Below are 24082 nucleotides of genomic sequence, written 5' to 3' on the forward strand. Positions count from 1 at the left end.
CAGTTGATTTCGCTTTCACAGCGCTTTATAAAGTAATACTGCCTGTAATTAATCCATAAATCGCAAAGAATGCTAAAGCACCAATTGCTACGGATGATGCTAATTCCACTCGAGTAAATATTTGCTTCGAACTCTTTTGCTTTTGAACATTGTAAAAAATAAAAATACCTGGCGCATATAAAGTCATTGTTAATAATAAATACTCTAAACCGGCTGCATAAACTAACCACACGCCATAAATACTTGCGAGCAAGCCAATTATTATATTTTTATTTCGATCTGCTTCTTCAGACTTTAAGCTATGCTTCAGTTGATAAAATGCTGAAAAAGCATATGGGATTAAAATAGCTGAAGATGCTAAAGAGAATGCAAAGTTATACGCCTGATCAGAAACGACGAATGTTAACAAGAATATTTGTATTAAACCATTTGTTATCCATAATGAATTTACTGGAGCCTTATTTTTATTTTCTTTTGCGAACCATTTTGGAAATACTCCATCTTTAGCCGCTAAATATGGAATTTCAGAAGCGAGCAAAGTCCAACCTAACCAAGCACCTAATACAGAGATGACTAAACCTAAATTAATAAAGATAGCACCCCATTTTCCAACAACACTTTCAAATAAATAAGCCATAGCCGGATTTTTCAAACCTGCAATGTCTGCTTGCTGCATAAGTCCAAGAGACAATAATGTGATTAAAATGTAAATGATGAGTGTACCAATTAAGCCAATAACGGTTGCTTTCCCTACATCACTTCTATTTTTTGCTCGACTGGATAAAACAACAGCCCCTTCTACCCCAATAAATACCCATAAAGTTACAAGCATTGTACTTTTAACTTGGCTGCCAACTGCTCCCCATGAAAAAGAACCAGTTTGCCCCCAAAATCCATCTAAGAACGTATCAATATGAAACGCAAAGATTCCTATGACAATAAATACAAATACAGGTACTAATTTTGCGATTGTAGTTACTAAATTCACAAGGGCTGCTGATTGAACTCCACGTAAAATTAACATGTGAACACACCATAATAATACGCTTGCACCAATAATGGATTCTACATTTTGACCGCCTTCAAAGATCGGGAAGAAATATCCTAATGAAGAAAACAATAATGTACCGTAAGCTACATTCCCAAGCCAAGCAGATAGCCAGTATCCCCACGCACTATTAAACCCCATAAAATTACCAAACCCTGCTTTTGCATAGCTAAAAATACCACCATCTAAATCTGGCCGTTTTACAGTTAGATTTTGAAAAGATAATCCGAGTGCAATCATCCCAATTCCTGTTATAACCCAGCCAATAATAATGGCTCCAGCACCAGCACCTTTTGCCATATCACTCGCTAAATTAAAGGCTCCACCGCCAATCATAGACCCAACTACAAGAGCCGTTAGTGTAAACAACCCTAATTTCTTATCTTCACCCATTCCACTCACCTCTCTTAAATTGCAATAACAATACAAAAGCAATAGTGAATGATCGTGTCTAAAGGAGGAGAAAGAAGAAAGGAAGACTCCCTTTCTTCTTTACTCCATGTTTCCTAAAGTAGCTGCCATAACCGCTTTAATTGTATGCATTCTATTTTCAGCTTGATCAAATACTTTTGAATGTTTACTGCGGAATACTTCGTCAGTTACCTCCATTTCTTTCAACCCATATTTCTCATAAACTTCTTCGCCATACATCGTTTCAACATCATGAAATGCAGGTAAACAATGTAAGAAAATCACGTTTTCATTCCCTGTTGCTTTAATCATTTTCATATTTACTTGATAAGGTTTCAATAACTCGACACGTTCAGCAAATTTTTCTTCTTCCCCCATAGACACCCATACATCTGTATAAATTACATCTGCACTTGCAACAGCTTCTTCCACATTACTTGTTATCATTACTTGTTCATTATATTTTTTTGCTAAATCAATTACTTCTTGTGCAGGCCATAAAGATTCCGGTGTACAAATACGTACATCCATTCCAACGATTGCTCCACCAACTAGTAAGCTATTAGCAACATTATTTCGCCCATCGCCAACGTAAACGAGCTTCACATTTTTCAATTTCCCTATATGTTCTCTAATTGTTAATAAATCTGCTAGTGTTTGTGTTGGATGCCACATATCTGTTAATCCATTCCAAACTGGCACACCAGAATTTTGTGCTAAAGATTCTACGGTTTCATGATTAAATCCACGAAACTCAATTCCGTCAAACATACGCCCTAACACTTTTGCTGTATCCTCTACAGATTCTTTTTTCCCAAGTTGAATATCACCTTTCCCTAAATATTCAGGATTTGCCCCTAAATCTGTACATGCTACTGTAAATGCACAACGCGTACGAGTAGAAGTTTTTTCAAATAAGAGCGCTACATTTTTACCTTCTAAATAATGATGCGGGATACCATTTTTCTTTTTCTCTTTTAATTCTGCTGCCAAATCTAGAAAATATAACAATTCTTCTTGTGTAAAATCTTTTTCTGCTAGAAAGCTTCTTCCTTTTAAATTTGGTCTAGTCATTAACATAATTCATCCCTACTTTCTCCGTTATTTATACTAAATATCTTTACGAACAATTGGCATACTCATGCAACGTGGACCCCCACGACCACGAGATAATTCCGAACTTAGCACCTCAATCACTTCTATACCGTGTTCACGTAATAACGTATTAGATACATAGTTGCGATCATATGTAACAACTACACCTGGCGCAATTGCTAATGTGTTCGAGCCATCATTCCATTGTTCACGAGCAGAAGCAATTACATCTCCTCCTCCACATGGAATAAGAACTAATTCACTTAAGCCTAATACCTCTTTTAATGCTTCCATTAAAGAAGTACGATGTGTAATTTTAAGAGTTTCCTCATCTGATCTTTTTTCTAAAATATAAATATTCATATTCCCTTTTGGCCCTTGAATGGCTGGGTGAATTGTAAACTTGTCATAATCAACCATTGTAAATACTGTATCTAAATGCATAAATGCTCGACATTTTGGAATTTCTATTGCTAACACTTTCTTAATTTTATTTTGTCGGCTAAAGAGATTTTTAGCTAAACGTTCAATTGCTTTAGCTGAAGTACGAGCAGATACTCCAATCGCAATTGTTTCTTCATTTAAAATTAGCTCGTCGCCACCTTCAATTGGAAATTTATAATCACGATCTAACCAGATTGGTACATTATGCTTTGCAAATCTTGGATGATATTTAATGATGTACTCCATGAATAATGATTCACGTCTACGCGCTGGTTCTCTCATCTTATTTATCGTTAAGCCATCGCCCACGCTAGCTGCTGGATCACGAGTAAAATATAAATTAGGCATTGGATCTAAGTAAAACGGATAGTGATCTTCCATTAATTCATATAAATGTGTCTTCTTACTTGTTTCAATTTCGTTTTTCCGTACACCGCCCATAATTTTTTGAATTAATTCTTCATTTGAAAAGGAAAGTAAATATTCTTTTAAAGTTTGATGTGCAACATTTACGTCGGCCTGTCCTTCTTTTAAAATACGATCAACAAATTCTTCTCGAAGTTTTTTATCTACTAACGCCTCAGCGGCTAGTTTTTCTAAATAAAGAACTTCAACACCCCGATTGCGTAACGTTTGTGCAAAATAATCATGCTCTTTTTGAATAATTGGTAAGTATGGAATATCGTCAAATAATAATTGCTGCAAATAATCTGGCGTCAAGTTTTCCACTTCTTTACCCGGTCGTTTTAATAAAACCGTTTGTAATTCCCCAATTTCTGAAGTAACATGTATCGGATGTTTCATTTGTTGTACCTCCTTTTAAATATGTTTGATGTCTTACAAGTACATAATAAATGCTCTGTACTTTCATCTTTGTGAAAGCATCCACATTATCATTGTGAAATATTAAACAAGTTATTTTTTTAAAATCATACGAATATGTATTTTTATAACAAACTATCTTGCTTTCTCAATAAAAAATACATATATTACGCATATATGTTGAATATTTAACTTCCGTATTTAAACAAAAATCCTGTTTTTACTTTTATTAAAAACAGGATTTTTGCATCTAAATAATTAAATTTAATCTTTCTTCTATAATCTCCCTATCTGATTTCGACTGTGAAATTATAAGGCATGTATCATTTCCACATATACATCCTATTTTTTCTTTCCAATCTAACTCATCAAATAAAACACCAATAACATGTGCATTACCAGGTAATGTTTTAATAACCATTAATTGATCTACACAATCAATTTTTACAACAACTTCTCGTAATTTTTTCTTTAACTTTATATCAGTTTGTAAATGCTCTTCTGAGAAAACTTTATATATCATTAATCCTTCTTGAGAAGGTACCTTCGTTAAGTTTAACTCACGAATATCGCGAGAAACCGTAGCTTGTGTTACTAATACATCTTTTTTTGCTAACAATTCTACTAATCTTTCTTGCTTATCTATTTCATACTCCTTTACAAATTGTTTAATTAACCGTTGTCTTTTTTCTTTTTTCATAAAAGACACCCCTTTTAATATTATAGCTCGCTATAATTTTCATCCGAAAGGGACAGAAAAGAATGTTGCGGAAACGTTCATAGTTTAACTGTAAATATTAAATCAAGCTAAATAAAAAAGAGAAGAACAATATTCTGTTCTTCCTTTTACATTGAAAATCGTTCAATTGTTTGTTTCAAATCAGTTGCTTGCTTCTCTAAATCCTTTAATAATTGATCGATTACTATCATATTTTTAGACTGTTGTAGCGTCACACGTGCCACTTCTTGCGAACCAGCTGACGTTTCTTCAGCAATTGCTGCTACAGCTTTTGTTTGTGCTCCTGTTTGATGAATGTGGCTCACTTGTTCATTCATATAACTACTAATTTGCTGAGTTGCATCGGCTACTTCCATAACACTTGATGACATTTCTTTTAAAATTAATTCCGTAGCTTCCCCACGTTTCGCCTCTTCTTTAGCTATTTTCACTTGTTCTGTCATTTTCATTGCAACTTGTTGTACTTCATCTTGCATATTCCGTAATAACTGCGATATGTTTCTTGCAGAATGATCACTTTCATCAGCAAGTTTACGTACTTCTTCCGCAACAACCGCAAAGCCTCTTCCATGCTCTCCTGCACGAGCTGCCTCAATAGAAGCATTTAGTGCTAATAAATTCGTTTGGCTAGCAATCGCACTCACAACAGACACAATATGCTCTACTTGTTTCATTCGTTCTTCTAACTTCTGTACATTTTGCATTGAATCTTCATTTTCTTTTGCCAATGTTTGAATACCTTGAATTAAAGACGTAAAGACACGAGTACTATGCCCTAAAGCTTGAACCATTTCTGAAGACAACGTATCAGACTGCTTCGCTTTTTCTTCTACTTCACTTGCAATAGAAGTCGTTGTATCAACAGCAGAAACAATTGCTTGAATTGATGCCGCTGATTGCTCAGCGCCTGAAGAAATCTCTGCAAGTGTCTCAGATACACCTTGCGCTTGTCTCGTTGCTTCGCCTGTTTGTTTTCTAATCTGCTGTACTTGATTATTTGTATACGAAAATGTTGTATCAATATTTTTTACCATGCCCCTTAAGTTTCCTAACATCATATTAAATGCAACACTTAAAGATTTAATTTCATCATCTGTCTTCGGTAATGGAACATCTTCACGAATATCACCCTCAGCTGCTTTTCTTGCCGCTTCCTCTAACTTGCGAAGCGGTTTAATTAAAAATACGGCTGCTCCATATGCTAAAATTCCAGACCATACTACCCCTAATAACATAACGATAATATTATATACAGTTTGACTTACATAACTTTGAAAATAATCGTATATCACGTAAATAAAAAATATACTTGTTGAATATGTAATGAAAGCTAAAACTGTAGTGAATAGCATAAGTTGTGTACGTAATCCAAAAGAAAATGTTTTTCTTTCTTTTTCCATCTTCCCTTTCCCCCTTTTTATAAGCAATATAAATACTACCTATATATTATTATCCATATTTTCATTATAGAAGGATATAGAGATTTTAAAAAATATTATTTCTTTGAATATCAAATTGCACGAAAAAAATAAAGGATTCTGACAATTTATGACTAATAACAGAAATACGGGGCAACATTTGTAAAATATATTTTTAACTGGGGGTTTTGTATGATTCAAGTTCGAAATCTAGTAAAATCATTCGGTTCACTTGATGTGTTAAAAGGAATTGATTTAGAAGTAAAAGAAAAAGAAGTTGTTGTTTTAATTGGTGCCAGTGGTTCTGGTAAAAGTACATTACTTCGCTGTCTTAACTTTTTAGAAATGTACGATGAAGGCGAAATTCACTTACAAGGTGAGCGAATTGACCCAAAGCATTCAAATTTAAATAAAGTCCGTGAAAATGTCGGTATGGTTTTTCAGCACTTTAACCTCTTTCCTCATATGACCTCACTAGAAAACATCATAGAAGCACCTATTCACGTAAAAAAATTAGAGAAAGCAAATGCAAAGGATATTGGAACTCAACTTCTCCAAAAAGTCGGCCTTCAAGATAAAGCGGATGTAACTCCTCATCTTCTTTCAGGTGGTCAAAAACAGCGCATTGCCATTGCACGAGCTCTTGCAATGAGCCCTAAGATTATGCTATTTGATGAGCCTACCTCAGCTTTAGACCCTGAACTTGTTGGAGAAGTATTGCAAGTTATGAAAGAACTTGCTGAAGAAGGGATGACAATGGTTATTGTTACTCATGAAATGAATTTCGCAAAAGATGTAGCTGATCGCGTCATCTTTATGGATGATGGAAAGATTGTAGAAGATGCTCCGCCAGCACAATTCTTTTCAGCTCCATCACATGAACGGGCAAAACAATTTTTACGCAACGTTTTATAATGTAACTTTTGTTTCAAACGAAAAGGAATACATTCATACGGTGCACAACCAATCATCCAAATAAAATATTTCAATAACATACTAAAAAACCATCCGTATGATCAATATATAGGAGGGGTTTTATGAAAAGAAAACTATTAACCATTGTTGCTAGCATTACACTATGTACATCTTTCATACTAGGAGCTTGTAGCAAAGAAAGCTCTACTACTTCATCAAATGGTGAAAAAGAATTTCGCTATGCGATGAGTGGATTATACAAACCTTTTAACTATAAAGAAAATGACGGCAAACTTGTCGGCTTTGATGTAGAAATCGGTGAAGCTCTTGCTAAAAAGATGAACATGAAGGCTACGCCCGTTACAAACCCATGGGAAACGCTGATTCAAGGTCTTCAAGCGAAGAAATATGATGTAATACTGGGTAGTATGGCAATTACAGAGGAGCGCTTAAAAGCTGTTAGTTTCTCAAATCCGTACTATCGCTCTGGCGCCCAAATTTTTGTAGCTAAAAAGAATAACGCTATCTCTTCTCCAGAAGATTTAAAAGGTAAGAAAATTGGTGTTGTAAAAGCTAGTACCTTTAAAAATCTTGTTGCAAAATATACAGATCAAATCACAGAATATGACAGCGATATTACTGCTCTTATGGATTTAGAGCCTGGGCGTGTTGACGCAGTAATTACGGATCAAATGGTTGGTCTACGTATGATAAAAGAAGGAAAATCGAATATAAAAGAAGCCGGAAAACCATTAAATCTTGATGAAATGGGAATTGCTATTCGCAAAGATGATAAAGAAATGGTTGAGAAAGTAAATAAAGCGTTAGATGAAATCATTAAAGATGGTACGTATGAAAAGATCAGTAAAAAATGGTTCGGGCGTAATATTCTCGGTGAAGAGGAAAAAACGAAGTAAGTTAGCCATTCAAAAGATTCATAAACAATGCCCCACTGATTAAATGTTCATTTTATGTGGGGCATTTCATTCTCTACTAAAATCTATACAATATGAGGTGAAACGCATGTTTGAAATTTTTATCTCTTCCTATCCCACACTCTTAAAGGCTACTATTGTCACATTACAATTAACATTAACTTCCCTAGTACTCGGTTCATTAATTGGATTATTATTCGCTTTCTTTCGAATCTCTAACAATAAAGTTTTAAATAGTATCGCTCATGTCTACATTGCTATTATTCGTGGTACACCTTTAATTGTTCAAATTGCCATTCTATATTTTGGAATTACATCCGTTGTTGTTTTCACCCCTTTTTGGGCAGGTGCAATCGCTTTAGCAATTCATAACGGTGCATATATTACGGAAATTTTCCGTGGATCTATTCAATCCGTTGACCGGGGACAATTAGAAGCAGCTCGCTCTTTAGGCATGCCTTATCCTTTAGCTATGCGACGAATTATATTACCACAAGCATTTCGTCTGTCTCTTCCTCCTCTAGGAAACCAATTTATTATCGGATTAAAAGATTCTTCACTTGTTGCTTATGTAGGAATGTCCGAATTATGGGGTTCAGGTTTATCAATTGCAGCAGGTAACTTCCAACAATTAGATACTTACATAATCGTTGGTGCATACTATCTCGTACTTGTTCTTCTATTTACTTATTTTGTTAATCTTTTAGAAAAACGATTACAACGAAAAGAAACTAACTCCGTCCAAGTCCGTAAAAGGAACAAAAAGGAAGTTTCTTTATAAGAAAAAGCAAGCCTGAGATGGCTTGCTTTTTCATTGCAAAAATATATTAATTTTTACTGATTTACTTTTTTAATACTCTTTTCTTCTTCTATATGTTCCTCACGATATGAAATATTATGAGGATCTAGTCCATTTCCTAAAGAACCATAGAAATGCTCTCTATGCGGATCCACTAATTCACTTCCTTGATAATACACACGTGGTGTATTCCATAGCGCTGCCAAAGCTTTTGTCATCGGCATCTCATGATAGCGTTCCGGCCACATTTCTTTAATCTTCTCTTTTACTAACGGATAGTATTTAGAACTCATAGCAGGAAACAGATGATGTTCTGTATGATATGAGAAATTGAAATGTAAAACGTCTACCCAGCGCGGCACTGTTACTGACAAACAGTTTGCTAACGGATCATTTACTGGAACAATTGGATTTAAGCGGTGATTTGTTGCGATATATGCCATTACAATAAAGTTAGCAATTAACAACGGAATGACATATGCAAATAACCATTTTCCAGGTCCCATAATAAACAATAAACTAATCCAAACTGTCCAAGGCAAAAGAAGTTGAAGCCATACAGATTTTTGATTGGATGACTTGAACTCTTTTATAAAATGAAAGAACATTCGAGTCGAATGCAATGTAAATTGAATTGTTAGTGACAGAAAACTAAAGAATGAACGTACATGTAAAGGCATACGATATACCCAACTCAAAAACTTACTCTTCTTAAGTTTCTCAAGTGTCGGCCATGCATCTGGATCATTCTCTTCATGCTGTGTATGAACATGATGCGTTGCATTATGCCACTTTCTCCAAAGCTTTGGCCCTGTTGATAATGGCATAAATGCAATCGCGCCTAAGAAGTCACGAAGCCATGCCTTTCTTACAACAGTTCCATGTAAAATTTCATGCCCTAAAAATCCTAGTGAAGCAAAACATAATCCAAGAACAATCGCAATTCCTAGATTCGCCCACACATTCAATTCAAATACACCAATCGATATTAACCCCGCCAATGCCACAAGCAAATAAGCCAGTCCACCAAATAAACGAGTAGGCACTGGTTTAAATGCTTTTTTCGGCAAATGTGGTGATACACGTGCTGCATACCACCCAAACGTATGAAGCTCCTTCATCCTTTTGCTCCTTTCTTATGCCGCGCCTTGCGCAACTTACATATATCAATTCTTGCTTCCAGATTGATTTTACTAGATGATCCAAAAAGCATCTATTATAAGGAAAATATACTCACTCTATCGTCACTTATTTTTCGCTTTTATTATCAATGAAAAACATTTCTCTTTTTACTCTCTATCAACCTTTCCACATGATGAATCATAACAATAGAATTTCTATATTGTCAACACCTTTTATGACCTAGTAATAAAAGGTGGTTATATTTTTATAATCATACTTTATTTCACTAAAGAAAATGTATAGATTCCATAAGGATTTACCCACTATATATAGACATTTTCTTAAACGCCATAGACTCTATCCCATTCAATAACTCCCTATGTAATCAACAAACAGAATCCCTTGAATTTAGTTTTATATAAATCCTACCACTTCATAATGCCCCATCTAATTAATTATATTAAAATAATTTATAACCTCTTTTAATAAAAATAGACTACTTCTAAAACAACACACATGAATTTCATATAATATGGAAATATTAAAAGGAAAATTGTTCTAAAATCAGGAGGTTTCCGCAATGACAAGTGATACATTTCCACAACTGCCGCTATCTTATTGGATTGAATCTACTCAGTTTCCTACTTTCCCTCGTTTATCCGAAAATATAAAGACGAAAGTTGCTATTATCGGTGCTGGTATTACAGGTATTACTACCGCCTATTTACTTGCAAAAGAAGGCATCGATGTTGTTTTAATTGATTCTGGTCTTATTTTAAATGGAACAACTGGGCATACAACAGCGAAAGTAACAGCACAACATGATCTTATTTATGATGAATTAATAAATCATTTCGGTGTAGAAAAGGCCGGGCTTTACTATGAATCAAATAATCAGGCTCTACAATTCATAAATGAAACTGTTCAAACATATAAAATCGACTGTAATTTCTCAAATGAAGATTCATATTTATATACAACTACCGATAACGGATTAAAAAATTTAACGAAAGAATATGAAGCTTATCAAAAATTAAATATACCTTGTGACTATGTTCAATCTCTATCGATTCCTATTCCAGTACAATCTGCACTTGTAATGAAAAATCAAGCACAATTCCATCCCCTTCTTTATTTAAAAACACTTTTAGAAAAGTTTGTGGAGATGGGCGGAAAGCTCTACGAACAAACAACAGCTATGGATGTGGAAAAGGGAGATTATCCACAAATAATTACAAAAGAGGGCCATCATATCACTTGTGAATATGTCGTCTCTTGTTCACATTTTCCTTTTTATGATGCGAATAGCTTTTTCTTTACGCGAATGTACGCAGAACGCTCCTACGCTCTTGCAATAAAAGCAAAAACAGATTATCCAGGTGGCATGTATTTAAGTATTGATGATCCAAAGCGCTCCTTACGCTATATAACAAACAATGGAGAAAAATTAATTTTGATTGGCGGAGAGAGTCATAAAACAGGACAAGGAATAAATACGATGCTTCATTATGAAGCACTCTATTCTTTTGCTGAAGCAACTTTTGGAATAGACGAAGTTCCTTATAGATGGTCAGCACAAGATTTAATCACTCTAGATAAGCTTCCTTATATCGGACATATTAACGAAAGAAATCCAAATATATTTGTTGCAACTGGATATCGCAAATGGGGAATGACAACTGGAACTGCTGCCGCTCACCTACTGAAGGACTCCATCCTAAAAGTTCACAGTCCCTATAAAGAACTGTATGCACCATCACGCTTCCATGCAAATCCAGATATAAAAACGTTCCTCTCCCAAAACATTGATGTTGCGAAACATTTAATTGCAGGAAAGATTGAAACCGCATTACGTAAGCCAGAAGATCTCGAAGTTGGTGAAGGATCTGTCGTACATGTTAACGGTAAACGAGCAGGTGCTTATAAGGACAAAGAAGGAAAATTACATATCGTCGATACAACTTGTACACATCTCGGCTGTGAAGTTGAATGGAATAATGGTGATTGTACTTGGGATTGCCCTTGCCATGGTTCTCGTTTTTCAATTGAGGGAGACGTTCTTGAAGGCCCAGCAGATCAACCGTTAAAACGAGTTGATAATGAGTAAACAAATAAAGAAGTTCAACAAAATTACTGTTGAACTTCTTTATTTGTTATAAACCCTTTTCAGATAAAATTCGACACAAGGAGGAAAATATTAACATTAAATAAAATAATATATTCATCTACAAATTAAAAGGGGTGAATATTATGCAACCTTCAGCTCCACCTCATCTAGAATCTACAGAAACTATCTTTCCAAGCTCTATTACAAAACTTGTTGTTTTTATTTGTTGGCTAGCCATTTTAGCTGATGGATATGATTTAGGTATTTACGGTGCCGTTCTACCAAAGCTCCTAGAAGACAAAAGCTGGGCGCTATCACCAGCGCATGCTGGTACAATTGCAAGCTATGCTTTATTTGGGATGTTTATTGGAGCTATTCTAGTTGGAACGATTACAGATCTAATTGGGCGTAAATGGACGCTTATATGCTGTTTAGCACTTTTTTCTATCACAATGGGTTTAGCGGCTATCGCTCCTTCTCCTGAGTTATTTGGATTATCTCGATTTATAGGAGGAATCGGATTAGGCGGTGTTATCCCTACGGCTTCAGCACTCACTGTTGAATATTCACCCAAAAAAAGGCAATCTTTTATTTATGCTCTTATGTTTACTGGCTATCCTTTAGGTATCGTGTTAGGTGCTATTTTGTCCATGCTTATGTTAGAAGATTTCGGATGGAGAATTATGTTTGGTATCGGAATGATTCCACTACTCCTCATTCCTTTCATTATTCGCTATTTACCCGAGTCCATTCAATTTTTATTATCACGTAATCGCCAAGAAGAAGTGAACCAAATTCTTAATCGTTTTCAAATTGAATTTCATATAAAAAATAAAACTCATCAAGCTCCATCTACTATACGAAAGAAAAATGGATTTTTCACTTTATTCTCAAAAGAATATATAAAAGCAACACTACTTTTTTGGATCACTTATATAATGGGAATGTTTTTAATATATGGTTTAAACACTTGGTTACCACAGATGATGCGCCAGGCGGGATATCCTCTTGGATCTAGTCTGTCTTTTCTACTTATGCTAAATATTACCGCAGCTATCGGCGCATTATTTGCTGGAGCAATTGCTGATCGTATAGGCGCAAAAATTGTTATTAGCATCTCTTATCTTATGGCAGCCATATGTATCGGACTATTAACAATCAAACCATCTGTTACAATCATTTATCTTTTAATTGGCCTTGCTGGTATTGGATCAGTCGGTATTACTCAAATATTAAATGCATATGTAACACAATACTTCCCATCACATATCCGAGCTACCTCCTTAGGCTGGGGACTGGGGCTTGGCCGAGTTGGTGCAATTGCTGGCCCAATTCTCGTCGGTATTATTATGACAATGCAATATGACTTAGCATGGAATTTTTACTTATTCTCCTTTGCAGGTCTTATCGCAGCTATATCTGTTTTCTTCATTCCTACAAAATAAAAAGAGCACAAACTTACTTGTGCTCTTTTTCATATGCTTCAAACAACATATCTCGAAACAATGTATTTAAACTCTCAATATCGATTCCTGATCCCTTTTCAATTCCTTTTACATATTGCTGATAGTAATGAATTTGTTCTTCTAAAAATTGATTTAGCACCTTAATTTTCAATCCAACATCTAATTCAGTACCTGCTTTTTTCTTTATTAACAACTTTTCAATTTCATCTAATACGCTACGTTCTAATGATAATTCTGTAATTAATCGGTCAAACTCTACAGGAGGTAAAGTCGTTTTCTCTTCTAGCCACTTACAAGCTAAAATGGGACGTAATACATAAAAGTACTTTTTCAGCTTTACATTCTCACCTTGCAAAAATTCACGATAATTTTTCGACGCCATATGTAAATAATGATATATCGTTGCTTTTGGATCAAAATTCTTCTCACTCATCTGTTGAAGTAGTTCTGGAAAATTAGAGTTTTTCGAATAAAAAATTGGTGATCGAATCCACTCAAGTAAAGCTGGGTTCGACTTCGCGAATAGTTGCAACGCCTTTTTAATATCCCAACCACTTATATCTAAATCATCACTAATTGGATATTCAATTACATCTCGTTTGTCATGAATTGATAAATACCATTCTACCGGATGTATATAAACAAACCTAACATCATAATCGCTATCTTTCGATGGAAACCCCCAAGCACGACTCCCTGATTCCACCGCAAATAAAATTTTTACATCATTCTCTTTTTCAATTCTTTCTAACTCCAACTCGATTTTCTCTCTCATTTCATAACATCTCCATTTTTTGATTATTTCCTTGGAAATTCGACAATACACTATTAATTTTACTACATACTAAAAAAACTGTCAGAAATTACTGACAGCCTAATGAAACGCCTATTGTTGCTTTTCAATTACAGTAGCAGCAATTCGTTCAAACTCTTTTTGAATCTCCTCTTTATATGCATCTACTATTGAAAAATCCATAGCAGCAATATAAATTCGTTCTAATTTATCACGAATCGATTTTGCTTTCGCTAAGAAAGACATCGCCTCATTCATTTTTGCTTTATATTGAATGGAAACATCACGAATTTCCTTCGCATATTTCTCATCCGTCCCTGGCGTAACAATAAGGGCATACATATCAATAATTTCATCACCCTCGCGACTTGGAAAATATTCATGTGGTGCGGTGCTATCAAAAATTGCAAAACCTAATTCTCTTACGATAACCATATCAAGACTATTCGGGTCAAATCCGCAATGATATACTTCAACTTCAAACCCTTTTTCTTCAGCTGCCTTAGCTAACTTTTTGAGCATCGTCGATTTTCCAGAGCCTGGGCGCCCTTTTATAAAATAACGATGTGGTAACCCTTCTGTTAAATTAGGAACAAAATCAACTGCTCCTTTCGGTGTAGCAGCTCCTAAAAAACGATGTTTTACAAGCGATTGTCTCCCGCTTTTATCTGCAAATAATTTCTGGATTAGCTGATTGGTTAGTTCATTTGCTTTATTAAAATCTATATTATCAATATATATCTTCTCCCACTCATCATGTATAACCAATGCCTCTTTAAAACGTGCGTAAGCAGACTGAAAAGCTTTGCTTGCTTCTGAAACAAATCTTTCAATTTCTAACTTCTGCTTTCTTAGTTTATCTGAGTCCCAAGCAATTCCTAAATTTATATACTCTTCAACAACTCCTGGCATTTTTGGCTCAATAACATGCGGCGATGTCCCATCAACAATTCCTACTTTTAATTGTGGGATAATTACACCATCAACCGATTTATTATCAGAAGAACAATGTAAAAATTCAATATCATATCCTTTTTCAATCCATTCACGACCTATTGCCTTTATTAAAGAAGATTTTCCCGTTCCTGGGCCACCCTTTAAGATAAATAATCTGTCTAATCCTTTTAAATTCTCTTCGTATAAATTGTGAAATCCCCTAGCTGTATTACCACCAGCATAATAATTTAATACATTTCCTGTCACTGCACTCACTCCTTCGCAGCATTCTATTTACATAAGCTACAATATGCGAGCAGCTTTATTTGGGTGAATACCTATTTTGTATTGCACGCAAAAAGGAAATGAATTACAATTTAACTATCGGAAAATTCCGATTTTAAAAACTGAATACTTCTTTATCAAGAGAGGCAGAGGGACCGGCCCTTTGAAGCCCAGCAACCTCAGTTTATACAAACTGAATAGGTGCTAATTCCTGCAAAATGCAATGCATTTTGGAAGATAAAACTCAACTAGCATGTAAAGCTCATCTTTCTTGATACTGAAGGATGAGCTTTTTATTATTTGAAAAACATATATTGGAGGTATGTAAAATGAAAGTAATTGATTTATCACAAACATTTGAAAATAATATGTCTCAATTTCCTGGAACACCTAAAATACAACTAGAAGCTGTTACAAGTGTTGAAGAATCAGGATATCAAGTTACAGATTTTCATTCTGTCGTTCATGTTGGCACGCATTGTGATGCTCCTGCGCATTTTATTTCAGGCGCAACGACCATCGATCAATTACCGCTGGATCGATTTGTAGGTGAAGCTGTTCTTATAGATGTAACACATATTCAAGAGCGAAAATTACCTAAGACAGTATTGCATAATACTGACATAAAAGAAGGTGATATTGTTATTTTTCATTCTAATCTATCCACAAAATGGAATACAGAAGCTTATGAGAAGGAAGCATTTTATCTTTCTGAAGAATTAGCTAAAGAACTAGTGCGATTAAAAGTAAAATCTATCGGTTTAGATTTCATTTCTCCTGATGAAGTCACAACAGAAACATCACCGATTCATCACATATTACTAGGGAATGATATTTACTTAATTGAAAACTTAACAAATCTAGATGCTATCGAAGCAAAACGTTTCTTTTTCTCAGCAGCACCTTTAAAAATTAAAAATAGTGACGGTGCTTTCGCAAGAGCATTTGCTGTTATTTTTTAAACACAGCCTATAAAAAAAAAGCAAAGGCCACTACTGGTCTTTGCTTCTATATTTTCTATTTAAATTAAGAAAGAATTGTTCCACACGAGGACGCACCCAAGCTAAACAATCTATCTCTTTCTTCTTTGTGCAAGCTATCTCTTCTCCATCTACCATTTCAACAAGTTCTAGTTCTAACAGTTGCCTCGTGAATGCTAACATATTCACTTCTTCGGATGGATACTCTTCTTTTAATTTCTCTTCAATTTCCCCCAATAAAAAACCGTCACGCATCATTGCCAATGCATCAATCCAAAGTGGCGGCATTTCATATTTTTCTCCTGTAATTGTATCTTTTACAATATAATTCTTTTGCTCTTTTCGAAATTGAATCGTGTGTAAACATACAGTCGAATTTAATGTTAATTCCATCATACCACCTCTTTCATAATATCTGCATAGAAAAAAGGATGCGTGTGCACCCCTTCTTATCTTTTCATAACACTACTGAACCGCTACATGAGCAATCAATCTCATGTCGATATTTTCCTCCATTATAAACGAAGTATTTTATAAAAAAAACCCTTCTTGAAACATTTTATAAAATGTTTATATTTACACAACAAGAACACTTTTCTGAAAAATCTTTTCTCCCAATACATTAAAAGGTAGGCAAAAAAATTTCTACTTTCGTTCCTACTCCTACACTACTTTGGATCGTGATACTCCCTTGATGTTCCTTAATAATTTTATATGTAATCATTAATCCAAGTCCTGTACCAGTCTCCTTTGTTGTGTAAAACGCCTTGCCGATTTTTTCTAACTTCTCATTCTCTATACCAAATCCTTGGTCTTCAACAGAAATACACAAATGTCCTTGCGTTTTTTGATATGCACGGATATGAATTTCTCCACCCTCTGGCATTGATTCTATTCCATTTTTAATGATATTTAATAACACTTGTTTTAATTGCTTATCATCACCGTTTATAGCCGGTAAATTCCCATCTACTTGTAAATGACATTTAACTCTATATTGCGTTGCATAACTTTCCATTAGATGCACAACATATAGAAGGATGTCTCGTATATTACACCTTTCATAATTTGTTGGCTTTGGTTTTCCTAACAACATCAATTCACTAACAAATCCATTGACTCTTTCAATTTCTTGTAGCATAATGTCGTAGCTCATCGTATCAGTTGGGTTTCTTTCTTTTTGCATTTGCGTAAACCCTTTTAACGCTGTTAACGGATTTCGAATTTCATGGGCAATTGTTGTAGACATAGTCCCAATCACAGCTAAATTTTCCGTCTCTTTCATATTGTTCATCATTTCAACCACTGTTCTTACATAAGATTGAAATCGTTTTAATAAAGAATGTGAAATAATGAAATAAAATACACATAAAACAAGTGGAATTATCACTTTTAAATCTTGTAATAGCAATGTGAAAAATACGTACTTTCCAATTACACTAAAGGACACTAAATAAAAGTATTTTTTATTCACGAAAACTGGGGCAAATAAAATTAATAACATTTCTACCATACTGCCATGTTCAAAAGGTCTATCCGTTCGCAAATAAATCATTAAATTATTCACAAGATTGATAAACATGTACCCAAATAAAAATAAATATTTTACAGAATATACATACCCTCTTTTTTGAAGATATATAGAAATAGGAAATAATGCTATTACAAATATAGGCACACCTACCCCAAGACCACCTTCTGGCCACCCTACCGCTGTTCCACTAATATTCATAGCAGGATATACAAAATAATATATAGCGTCATATAAAAAGAATATAATATAAAATAATAATATAAATACCTTTAAGGCTCTTCTTTCTTCATAAATCAAGCTCTTGTATTTATTCATATAAAAACTCCCCTTGATCGATACAAAAAACTTTCATTGTTATCTCCTTAAAGTATAAATATGAAATTGCTTTCAGGGCAATATTTAACCTTATAATACTGAAAGGAAGGAGATTTCTCCTTCCTTTTGGTAACAACTTACATCCATCTTACCCTGTCATGTAACAATCCATCCGTAAAATTATTATGCCCCATTACAAAATCCTTCATATATAAATTTAAATACTCACCGTACTTACTTTCTGTATTTAATAACAACTCCTCGACGTAATAAGCACCTTGTTCGAATTGATCTAAAAGTAAACTGGACAAGCCCGCATAAATCCCGCACCCTACCTGAAAATACGTTGCATTCGTTTTATATTTACGAAAAACTTGGCTACTATTCATCACATTATACATATATGTCTCACTATTTTCATAAACGAGTAACACACCGACCAAGTCCTCTCCAGCAACCTCTTCTTCCGCTGGATTAAACACTTTACGATTCCAGTTCCATAAATCTTCTACTTGATCTAAGTTCTGTCTAATTATATTTGTTGTATACTCATTAATTCGATAAAGAAAACCAACTTCCATATTGAAGTTTTTCCCTAAAATTAATACTTCCTCATGTGGCATTAAACAACCATAGAATTCTTTTTCTCCTAACTTCACTTTATACTCTGAAGAATATACATCTTCATAAAAGTAAAGAGGACGATGATGACTCATATACATCGGATAGCTCCAGATCGCTTCATCTAAAAATCGCTCTACTGCCCATGAAGCATACAGTGTATGTGGCTTTATAAGTGCTGTATCATTCAAAAATGATGTGTCATGTTCTACAATATAACATGCTCTTGGCCTTTCATTTGGTCGTTCCTTCATAAGCTCAACAACCATCCATTGAACAACACCTGGATTCATACCTGAACCTATAATCGCTTTTGTATTTGTAAATTTCTCTTTCTCCTTCTCAAACCTTGTATATCTTTCCGTAAGCTGAAAACCGATTAAGCTATCGTCCTGATCTACTGCCTCATTTTCCAAGGCTGAATTAATATAACAAATTCCTAGTTCATTACAGCAGCTTAATACTCTAATTGTATCTGCCCCTGAAACATCAATCACAACACTCGTTCTTTTTTCTTTTAAATGTTTTTTAAATTCCACTACATTTTGAAGGTTTATTTCATATAAATATAATTGATCTTTCAAATTCGAAAACAACTCATCGTAATAATTCCTATCTTTTTGTTTTATATCCACCAAATGAAATTTAGCATTCTTTAATACTTCATAAATTGGATCTTTTTCATTTGCTATCGCTTGATTTAAAATTGCTAAAACTGCTTTTGCTGCTCCACCAGCACTACCAAGCAATGTAATTGATAACGAATTCGGAAACTGCTCCACAAACAAAACCCCTTTAATAAATTAGTTGAGCAGCTCCTCCTCAAAAAATAAATTGAATATATAATAAGATAGCTCGTACACAATGTTTATAAGTTAGTGCAAAGTTACCTTTTAAAAAATCACACTATACTATGCTTATATTCAATTCATTTTCCCCTCATCTCCAAATTAAACTAAAACAAATAGGCTCGACCTTTTCTTCTGCATATAAAAGAAAAAGCCAGCCCTTTCAACTAGCTTACGGACAATGGACAGATTTTACATGTTGAATATTTACATACATTTTCGCATCACGTGCTTTTGATATTTCAATATGACCTTCATCAATTTTCGCCATTTTTCCAATTTTATTGGACTCCTCACCTAAATCGAACACCATAATTTTCCCAGCCATTTTAATAAGCTGTTCTTCAAACGTTCGAGCTAACGTAATATTTAACGGATTCACGGGGAGTTCATTTTTATTGAGGGCATAAGGCACTTGATTTTCTTTATACGGAATTAACCATTTCAAGTGTTTTAAAGATATATATACAGTTTTATAAACTGGACTATAAAAAACAATATAATCGTTCATCACACTTGTAACATAACCATGTATTGGAGCATTTCCGGCTACATAAATTTCCGTAAAAATCCCTTTAGATGTACTTAATACTTTCCTCAAAGAAATTGAAGGAGACTCTCTCTTAATTACAGAATCCACATCTGGTTTTGAGATTTCTTCATCATTTGATCTTAAAAACTTATAATATTGTACATGATATAAAGATATATATACGTAGTCTTGTCCATTGTAAAGAACAACGATATCATTTCCTACATCAATTAATACACCTTTAAATCTTTTTTCACCGATTAATTTAACATATATATTTTCTCCAATACTTTTGTTTAACTCATTCATCTATATCCTCCTTCCTACGAATTTCTTCTTATCTGTCTTCCATTTCTAAAAAAATAATCAGGGCAAAGTTCTGTTTTAATAGTAAGTAATTCCTTTTCATACTATCGAAATAAGAAATTGTTCTTCTCTTTCCCTCATAATGCCCCTCTTATTTATTAAACATTATTCATCTTCATTCTTTTTACATTTAACTACTTGACTCACACTCTTAATATGAGACTTAATTACATAAATAACTTCATCACCGTTTACTAGTGTAATACAGCCATGGTGTACCTCACTTAATAAACCTTCCACACACTCTGGACCGCCACGATTAATTTTTACCCACTTATACTTCAAGTCTTTTAATATATCTAAAAAAGTATCCTCATCAGAGCAGAAACATGAACTATAGCAATCACCACATTTACTTTCTTTCACTTTCTTCACTAGACTCTTCACATGTTTCAACTGATAATATACTAATTCACCATGAGGTAACTGTAACGTTAGATAATCTTTTCCTAACGATACGAGCTCACCAACTCGACTTTCTGGTCCACGAAGGTTTACTTTTACAGTCTCACCAACTAAACATTTAATTTGGTCACAGCATAATACATTCTCCAATTTCGTATCCCCCTTTCTTATTATCTTCCTCTACTTGATTGTCTTTGTGCACGAGCACGACCTGAATTATCGCTACTTTCCTTACTATCGTCGCTCTCATCGCTCTCTCCGCATGCTAAAGCATTATAGTTAACACTTTTAATATGCTTTATTGCAATTAATATAATTTCTTCTTTTACGATTAATGTTACGAAGTCACAAGAAACATCTTGCAAAATGCCTTCCACTTTCTCTGGACCGCCGCGATTAATTTTCACCCAGCAATATTTGAAACTTTCAAGTAGTGCTTCAAAATCTTCTGCACAGGCGCAATCTTCCCACTCACAATCACTTGATCCACATTCTTTCGCATTTTTTGTAATACTTTTTAGATGTTTAAGTTGATAGTAATAAAGCTCACCTTTTTCATTCTTCAATACGAAGTAGTCCTGACATACTGATATTATTGTTCCTTTTTGAGATTCTGGACCACCCCTGTTTACTCTCACAAAAGATCCAATTAAGTCTTTCAGAAAATCACAATGAAATAAACTCACGAGAAAACCCCTTCCATTAATTTATAAGCTTTTGCACTGATAGTATATGTATCTGTACAGGTTACGTTCTCTATGTTTGTCCTAGCTAGAAAAAAATATGCTTTTAACATGGTAGACTACTACCTATCAAAATTTGAAGAAAGGCTAAGAACTCCTTATGTTTTTGATATCTTCAAACAAAAAATCCCTTATGAAGATACATTTCTGCATATCTTCATAAGGGATTTCCCATAGTTTAATCTTCGTCTTTAACATCCATATCTTCTGGAATTGGTTCGTTCAATATTTCTTCCACTAATTGCTTATATTTCTCCATTTGTTCTAAATGCGTATTGAATTGTTCTTTATTTACTAAATATTGCTCTCCATCGAATAGCGCACGAATTTTCTTTTGCTGAATTAACTCTTCAATATACGATTTTGGTAAATTCAAATACTCCGCAGTCTCTTCTATTGTTATATACAATGCGTTCATTCCTTTATTATTTTTTCATCTATACTGTATCTTACTTTACTTTATTTTTGTAAACAAATAAAAAAGATTTTGTAAATGCAGTTCAAAAAGCAGGTAGATGCATTCCATATATTGTATAGTATTATATAGTAAGAATTTTTTAAATATAGAATGGTATTACCCATTTACACAAAGGAGAGTTAACATATGGCTACTCGTCACATCATTACAATGTTAGAAAAAACACTACAAGTTGAAACAGAAAACACAATTTCTCATTTGAATGTATCTTTATCTGATCGTTTTCTTTCTCAAAGCACAGCAATACATGAAAACAATTGTTATCATACAATTGGTGAATGGTACAAAAATCATTTCTTATTCCAACAAGATGATTTCCTTTGGGCTAAATATGCCTTCTATGACGCATATTGTGAAGCCATCCAAAAACAAGGTCATCTTACAAAACGCGTCCGTCAAATATTAGAATCATTGGCTCGAAAACACGGAAAACAGTATATTGCTTCTATACTAAATATGCCATTTCCTAATAAACGCGCTAAAGGGACAGCGTAATTTAGCCATGTTCTGTGTAAGCAAAACATAGCTAAATTGTTTTCTAGGATGCTTTACCAATAAAATGTTCATATCATATGAACTGATGAAACCGGTGTCATTATAATGATAGAAAATATAGTAAACAGGAAAACCCCCACGTACATCTCTCATTCACTTGAATAGAGAAATACGTGGGGGTATACTTGTTCCTTATTATTTCATCATCTGCTTAATCAGTTCGCGATTTCTCTTCTTAAATACTTCATTATGAGAAGAAACCATTCCGTACTCACTTGCATCTGGTTGGATAAATTGTTTTGCTTTATTCACAGCATTTCCAGCATCTTGGAATGCACCTGCAATTAAGTGTAGTTTCCCTTCGTGCTTTAAAATATCTCCAGCAGCATATAATCCATCTACTGAAGACTCACTATTTGCATTACCTGCAATATAATAATTATCTATAATTGCAACGTCTAACTCACTATTTTCTAATAATGTAATGTCGCGTTCATATCCATGATTAATAATAACTTCATCAATAGGTAAATGAGAAACCTCACCTGTTTCATGATTTGTTAATTCTACATATTCGATCGCTTCATGATTATCACCGGCAATTAATTTTGTAATCGATGTATTAAAGAAACACTCCGCTGAGCTGTTCATAAGTTGTTTTACTTGTGCTTCATGACCAGATAATTCTTCTTTTCTATAAGTTACATACACTTTTTTCGCAATTGGTTCCAATTCATTTGCCCAATCAACAGCAGAATTGCCTCCACCGGAAATAATAACTGTTTTACCTTTAAAACGCTTTAAAGATTTAACTGTATAATTTAAATTCGATACTTCAAATCGCTCAGCACCTTCAATAGATAACTTTTGTGGTTTCAATATACCACTTCCTGTTGCGACGATAACTGTTTTTGAAAAGTGTTCTTCGCCAGTACTTGTTTTTAATGTAAAAGTACCATCTTGATTGCGAATAATCGATTCTACTTTTGTATCTAATACAACTTCCGGCTTAAATGTTAACCCTTGCTGTACAAGTTGTTCAATTAACTTATCACCTGTAACTGGCAATAGTCCTCCTACATCCCAAATCATTTTTTCCGGATACACATGTATTTTTCCACCTAAATGTGGTTGAAATTCTATTATTTTCGTTCTCATTTCTCTGAGTCCACTATAAAAAGCTGAATAAAGCCCTGCAGGTCCTCCGCCTATCACGGTTACATCAAACAATTCTTCTCGATTCATTCGTGCTCACTCCTCAGCTATTAATCATTGATTATCATTCTCAATAAAATATAACCTGTTTCCGCAAAATTTACAATCAAAATTACTATTGACAATACACCTATATAAAATTATATTATTTAAAGAATCAATAGTGATAATCATTATCATTTTGTTAATAATTAGCAAATTTGAGATTACATCTT

Annotated in this window: 22 protein-coding genes, 2 pseudogenes and 1 riboswitch; of the genes and pseudogenes, 7 read left to right on the plus strand and 17 right to left on the minus strand. The window is 34.0% G+C overall.

Annotation, left to right across the window (positions count from 1 at the left end):
- Positions 1–25 precede the first annotated feature (25 nt).
- From arcD to ACTFP3_RS24345, 6 genes and pseudogenes are all read right to left on the minus strand, one after another.
- Positions 26–1441 (minus strand): arginine-ornithine antiporter, encoded by a 1416-nt coding sequence (arcD, locus tag ACTFP3_RS24320; RefSeq protein ID WP_256424441.1) that lies wholly within the window; start codon positions 1439–1441, stop codon positions 26–28.
- A 99-nt stretch (positions 1442–1540) separates the two neighbouring features.
- Entirely contained in the window at positions 1541–2539 is a 999-nt protein-coding gene (gene argF / locus ACTFP3_RS24325) for an ornithine carbamoyltransferase (RefSeq protein WP_000930291.1), read from the minus strand.
- A gap of 30 nt (positions 2540–2569) precedes the next feature.
- On the minus strand, positions 2570–3802 hold the full coding sequence (gene arcA, locus ACTFP3_RS24330; RefSeq protein ID WP_065481855.1) for an arginine deiminase: 1233 nt from the start codon (positions 3800–3802) through the stop codon (positions 2570–2572).
- Positions 3803–4070: 268 nt separating this feature from the next.
- On the minus strand, positions 4071–4520 hold the full coding sequence (gene argR / locus ACTFP3_RS24335) for an arginine repressor (protein ID WP_000711826.1): 450 nt from the start codon (positions 4518–4520) through the stop codon (positions 4071–4073).
- A gap of 146 nt (positions 4521–4666) precedes the next feature.
- Positions 4667–5239: pseudogene (locus tag ACTFP3_RS24340) on the minus strand (methyl-accepting chemotaxis protein); the annotation flags it as partial.
- Between the two features lie 369 nt (positions 5240–5608).
- A pseudogene (locus ACTFP3_RS24345) lies at positions 5609–5959 on the minus strand (HAMP domain-containing protein); the annotation flags it as partial.
- 210 nt (positions 5960–6169) lie between these two features.
- Between ACTFP3_RS24345 and ACTFP3_RS24350 the strand changes: the two are divergent.
- The 3 genes from ACTFP3_RS24350 (at position 6170) to ACTFP3_RS24360 (ending at position 8608) form a co-directional block, all read left to right on the plus strand.
- On the plus strand, positions 6170–6892 hold the full coding sequence (locus ACTFP3_RS24350) for an amino acid ABC transporter ATP-binding protein (RefSeq protein WP_000616923.1): 723 nt from the start codon (positions 6170–6172) through the stop codon (positions 6890–6892).
- 122 nt (positions 6893–7014) lie between these two features.
- The gene (locus tag ACTFP3_RS24355; protein WP_000823753.1) at positions 7015–7809 is read left to right on the plus strand and encodes an ABC transporter substrate-binding protein; all 795 of its coding nucleotides are present in this window, start codon (positions 7015–7017) and stop codon (positions 7807–7809) included.
- Positions 7810–7852: 43 nt separating this feature from the next.
- Positions 7853–8608, plus strand: coding sequence for an amino acid ABC transporter permease (locus tag ACTFP3_RS24360; protein ID WP_326036191.1), 756 nt, complete (start codon positions 7853–7855; stop codon positions 8606–8608).
- 53 nt (positions 8609–8661) lie between these two features.
- On the opposite strand, the gene ACTFP3_RS24365 is transcribed toward ACTFP3_RS24360, so the two are convergent.
- Positions 8662–9747 carry a fatty acid desaturase family protein gene (locus ACTFP3_RS24365; RefSeq protein ID WP_000661226.1) on the minus strand — a complete coding sequence of 362 codons (1086 nt, stop codon included), beginning with the start codon at positions 9745–9747 and terminating at the stop codon, positions 8662–8664.
- A 581-nt stretch (positions 9748–10328) separates the two neighbouring features.
- Here ACTFP3_RS24365 and ACTFP3_RS24370 point away from each other — a divergent pair.
- Entirely contained in the window at positions 10329–11855 is a 1527-nt protein-coding gene (locus ACTFP3_RS24370) for an FAD-dependent oxidoreductase (RefSeq protein WP_440011459.1), read from the plus strand.
- A gap of 143 nt (positions 11856–11998) precedes the next feature.
- Positions 11999–13300 carry an MFS transporter gene (locus tag ACTFP3_RS24375; RefSeq protein WP_025710042.1) on the plus strand — a complete coding sequence of 434 codons (1302 nt, stop codon included), beginning with the start codon at positions 11999–12001 and terminating at the stop codon, positions 13298–13300.
- A gap of 13 nt (positions 13301–13313) precedes the next feature.
- Here ACTFP3_RS24375 and ACTFP3_RS24380 read toward each other — a convergent pair whose 3' ends face one another.
- Together ACTFP3_RS24380 and ACTFP3_RS24385 are read right to left on the minus strand one after the other, a co-directional pair.
- On the minus strand, positions 13314–14096 hold the full coding sequence (locus tag ACTFP3_RS24380) for a nucleotidyltransferase domain-containing protein (RefSeq protein WP_001208237.1): 783 nt from the start codon (positions 14094–14096) through the stop codon (positions 13314–13316).
- Between the two features lie 111 nt (positions 14097–14207).
- Positions 14208–15317 carry a PRK06851 family protein gene (locus ACTFP3_RS24385; protein ID WP_006926177.1) on the minus strand — a complete coding sequence of 370 codons (1110 nt, stop codon included), beginning with the start codon at positions 15315–15317 and terminating at the stop codon, positions 14208–14210.
- A gap of 149 nt (positions 15318–15466) precedes the next feature.
- Positions 15467–15579, plus strand: a riboswitch (SAM riboswitch).
- An 85-nt stretch (positions 15580–15664) separates the two neighbouring features.
- On the opposite strand from ACTFP3_RS24385, the gene ACTFP3_RS24390 reads away from it, so the two are divergent.
- On the plus strand, positions 15665–16297 hold the full coding sequence (locus tag ACTFP3_RS24390; protein WP_440011461.1) for a cyclase family protein: 633 nt from the start codon (positions 15665–15667) through the stop codon (positions 16295–16297).
- 30 nt (positions 16298–16327) lie between these two features.
- On the opposite strand, the gene ACTFP3_RS24395 is transcribed toward ACTFP3_RS24390, so the two are convergent.
- The 7 genes from ACTFP3_RS24395 to ACTFP3_RS24425 form a co-directional block, all read right to left on the minus strand.
- Positions 16328–16708, minus strand: coding sequence for a hypothetical protein (locus ACTFP3_RS24395; RefSeq protein ID WP_000424116.1), 381 nt, complete (start codon positions 16706–16708; stop codon positions 16328–16330).
- Between the two features lie 229 nt (positions 16709–16937).
- Positions 16938–18164: an ATP-binding protein gene (locus ACTFP3_RS24400; RefSeq protein ID WP_001046095.1), complete on the minus strand. Its 1227-nt coding sequence runs from the start codon at positions 18162–18164 to the stop codon at positions 16938–16940.
- 137 nt (positions 18165–18301) lie between these two features.
- Positions 18302–19567 (minus strand): hypothetical protein, encoded by a 1266-nt coding sequence (locus tag ACTFP3_RS24405; protein WP_000434716.1) that lies wholly within the window; start codon positions 19565–19567, stop codon positions 18302–18304.
- 238 nt (positions 19568–19805) lie between these two features.
- Positions 19806–20474, minus strand: coding sequence for a hypothetical protein (locus ACTFP3_RS24410; RefSeq protein ID WP_001004284.1), 669 nt, complete (start codon positions 20472–20474; stop codon positions 19806–19808).
- A 162-nt stretch (positions 20475–20636) separates the two neighbouring features.
- Positions 20637–21086, minus strand: coding sequence for a spore coat protein B (locus ACTFP3_RS24415; protein ID WP_000432509.1), 450 nt, complete (start codon positions 21084–21086; stop codon positions 20637–20639).
- Positions 21087–21106: 20 nt separating this feature from the next.
- Positions 21107–21622, minus strand: a complete 516-nt coding sequence (locus ACTFP3_RS24420) for a spore coat protein B (protein WP_000051525.1) — start codon at positions 21620–21622, stop codon at positions 21107–21109.
- A gap of 235 nt (positions 21623–21857) precedes the next feature.
- Positions 21858–22097 (minus strand): helix-turn-helix domain-containing protein, encoded by a 240-nt coding sequence (locus ACTFP3_RS24425; RefSeq protein ID WP_002025240.1) that lies wholly within the window; start codon positions 22095–22097, stop codon positions 21858–21860.
- Between the two features lie 186 nt (positions 22098–22283).
- On the opposite strand from ACTFP3_RS24425, the gene ACTFP3_RS24430 reads away from it, so the two are divergent.
- Positions 22284–22652 carry a hypothetical protein gene (locus tag ACTFP3_RS24430; RefSeq protein ID WP_000235476.1) on the plus strand — a complete coding sequence of 123 codons (369 nt, stop codon included), beginning with the start codon at positions 22284–22286 and terminating at the stop codon, positions 22650–22652.
- Between the two features lie 195 nt (positions 22653–22847).
- Here the strand turns inward: ACTFP3_RS24430 and ACTFP3_RS24435 are convergent, their stop codons facing one another.
- On the minus strand, positions 22848–23897 hold the full coding sequence (locus ACTFP3_RS24435) for an NAD(P)/FAD-dependent oxidoreductase (RefSeq protein ID WP_001078299.1): 1050 nt from the start codon (positions 23895–23897) through the stop codon (positions 22848–22850).
- Positions 23898–24082: the final 185 nt, after the last annotated feature.

The organism is Bacillus cereus group sp. MYBK5-2 (genome assembly GCF_051915685.1).
In the GTDB taxonomy this organism is placed as follows: domain Bacteria; phylum Bacillota; class Bacilli; order Bacillales; family Bacillaceae_G; genus Bacillus_A; species Bacillus_A cereus.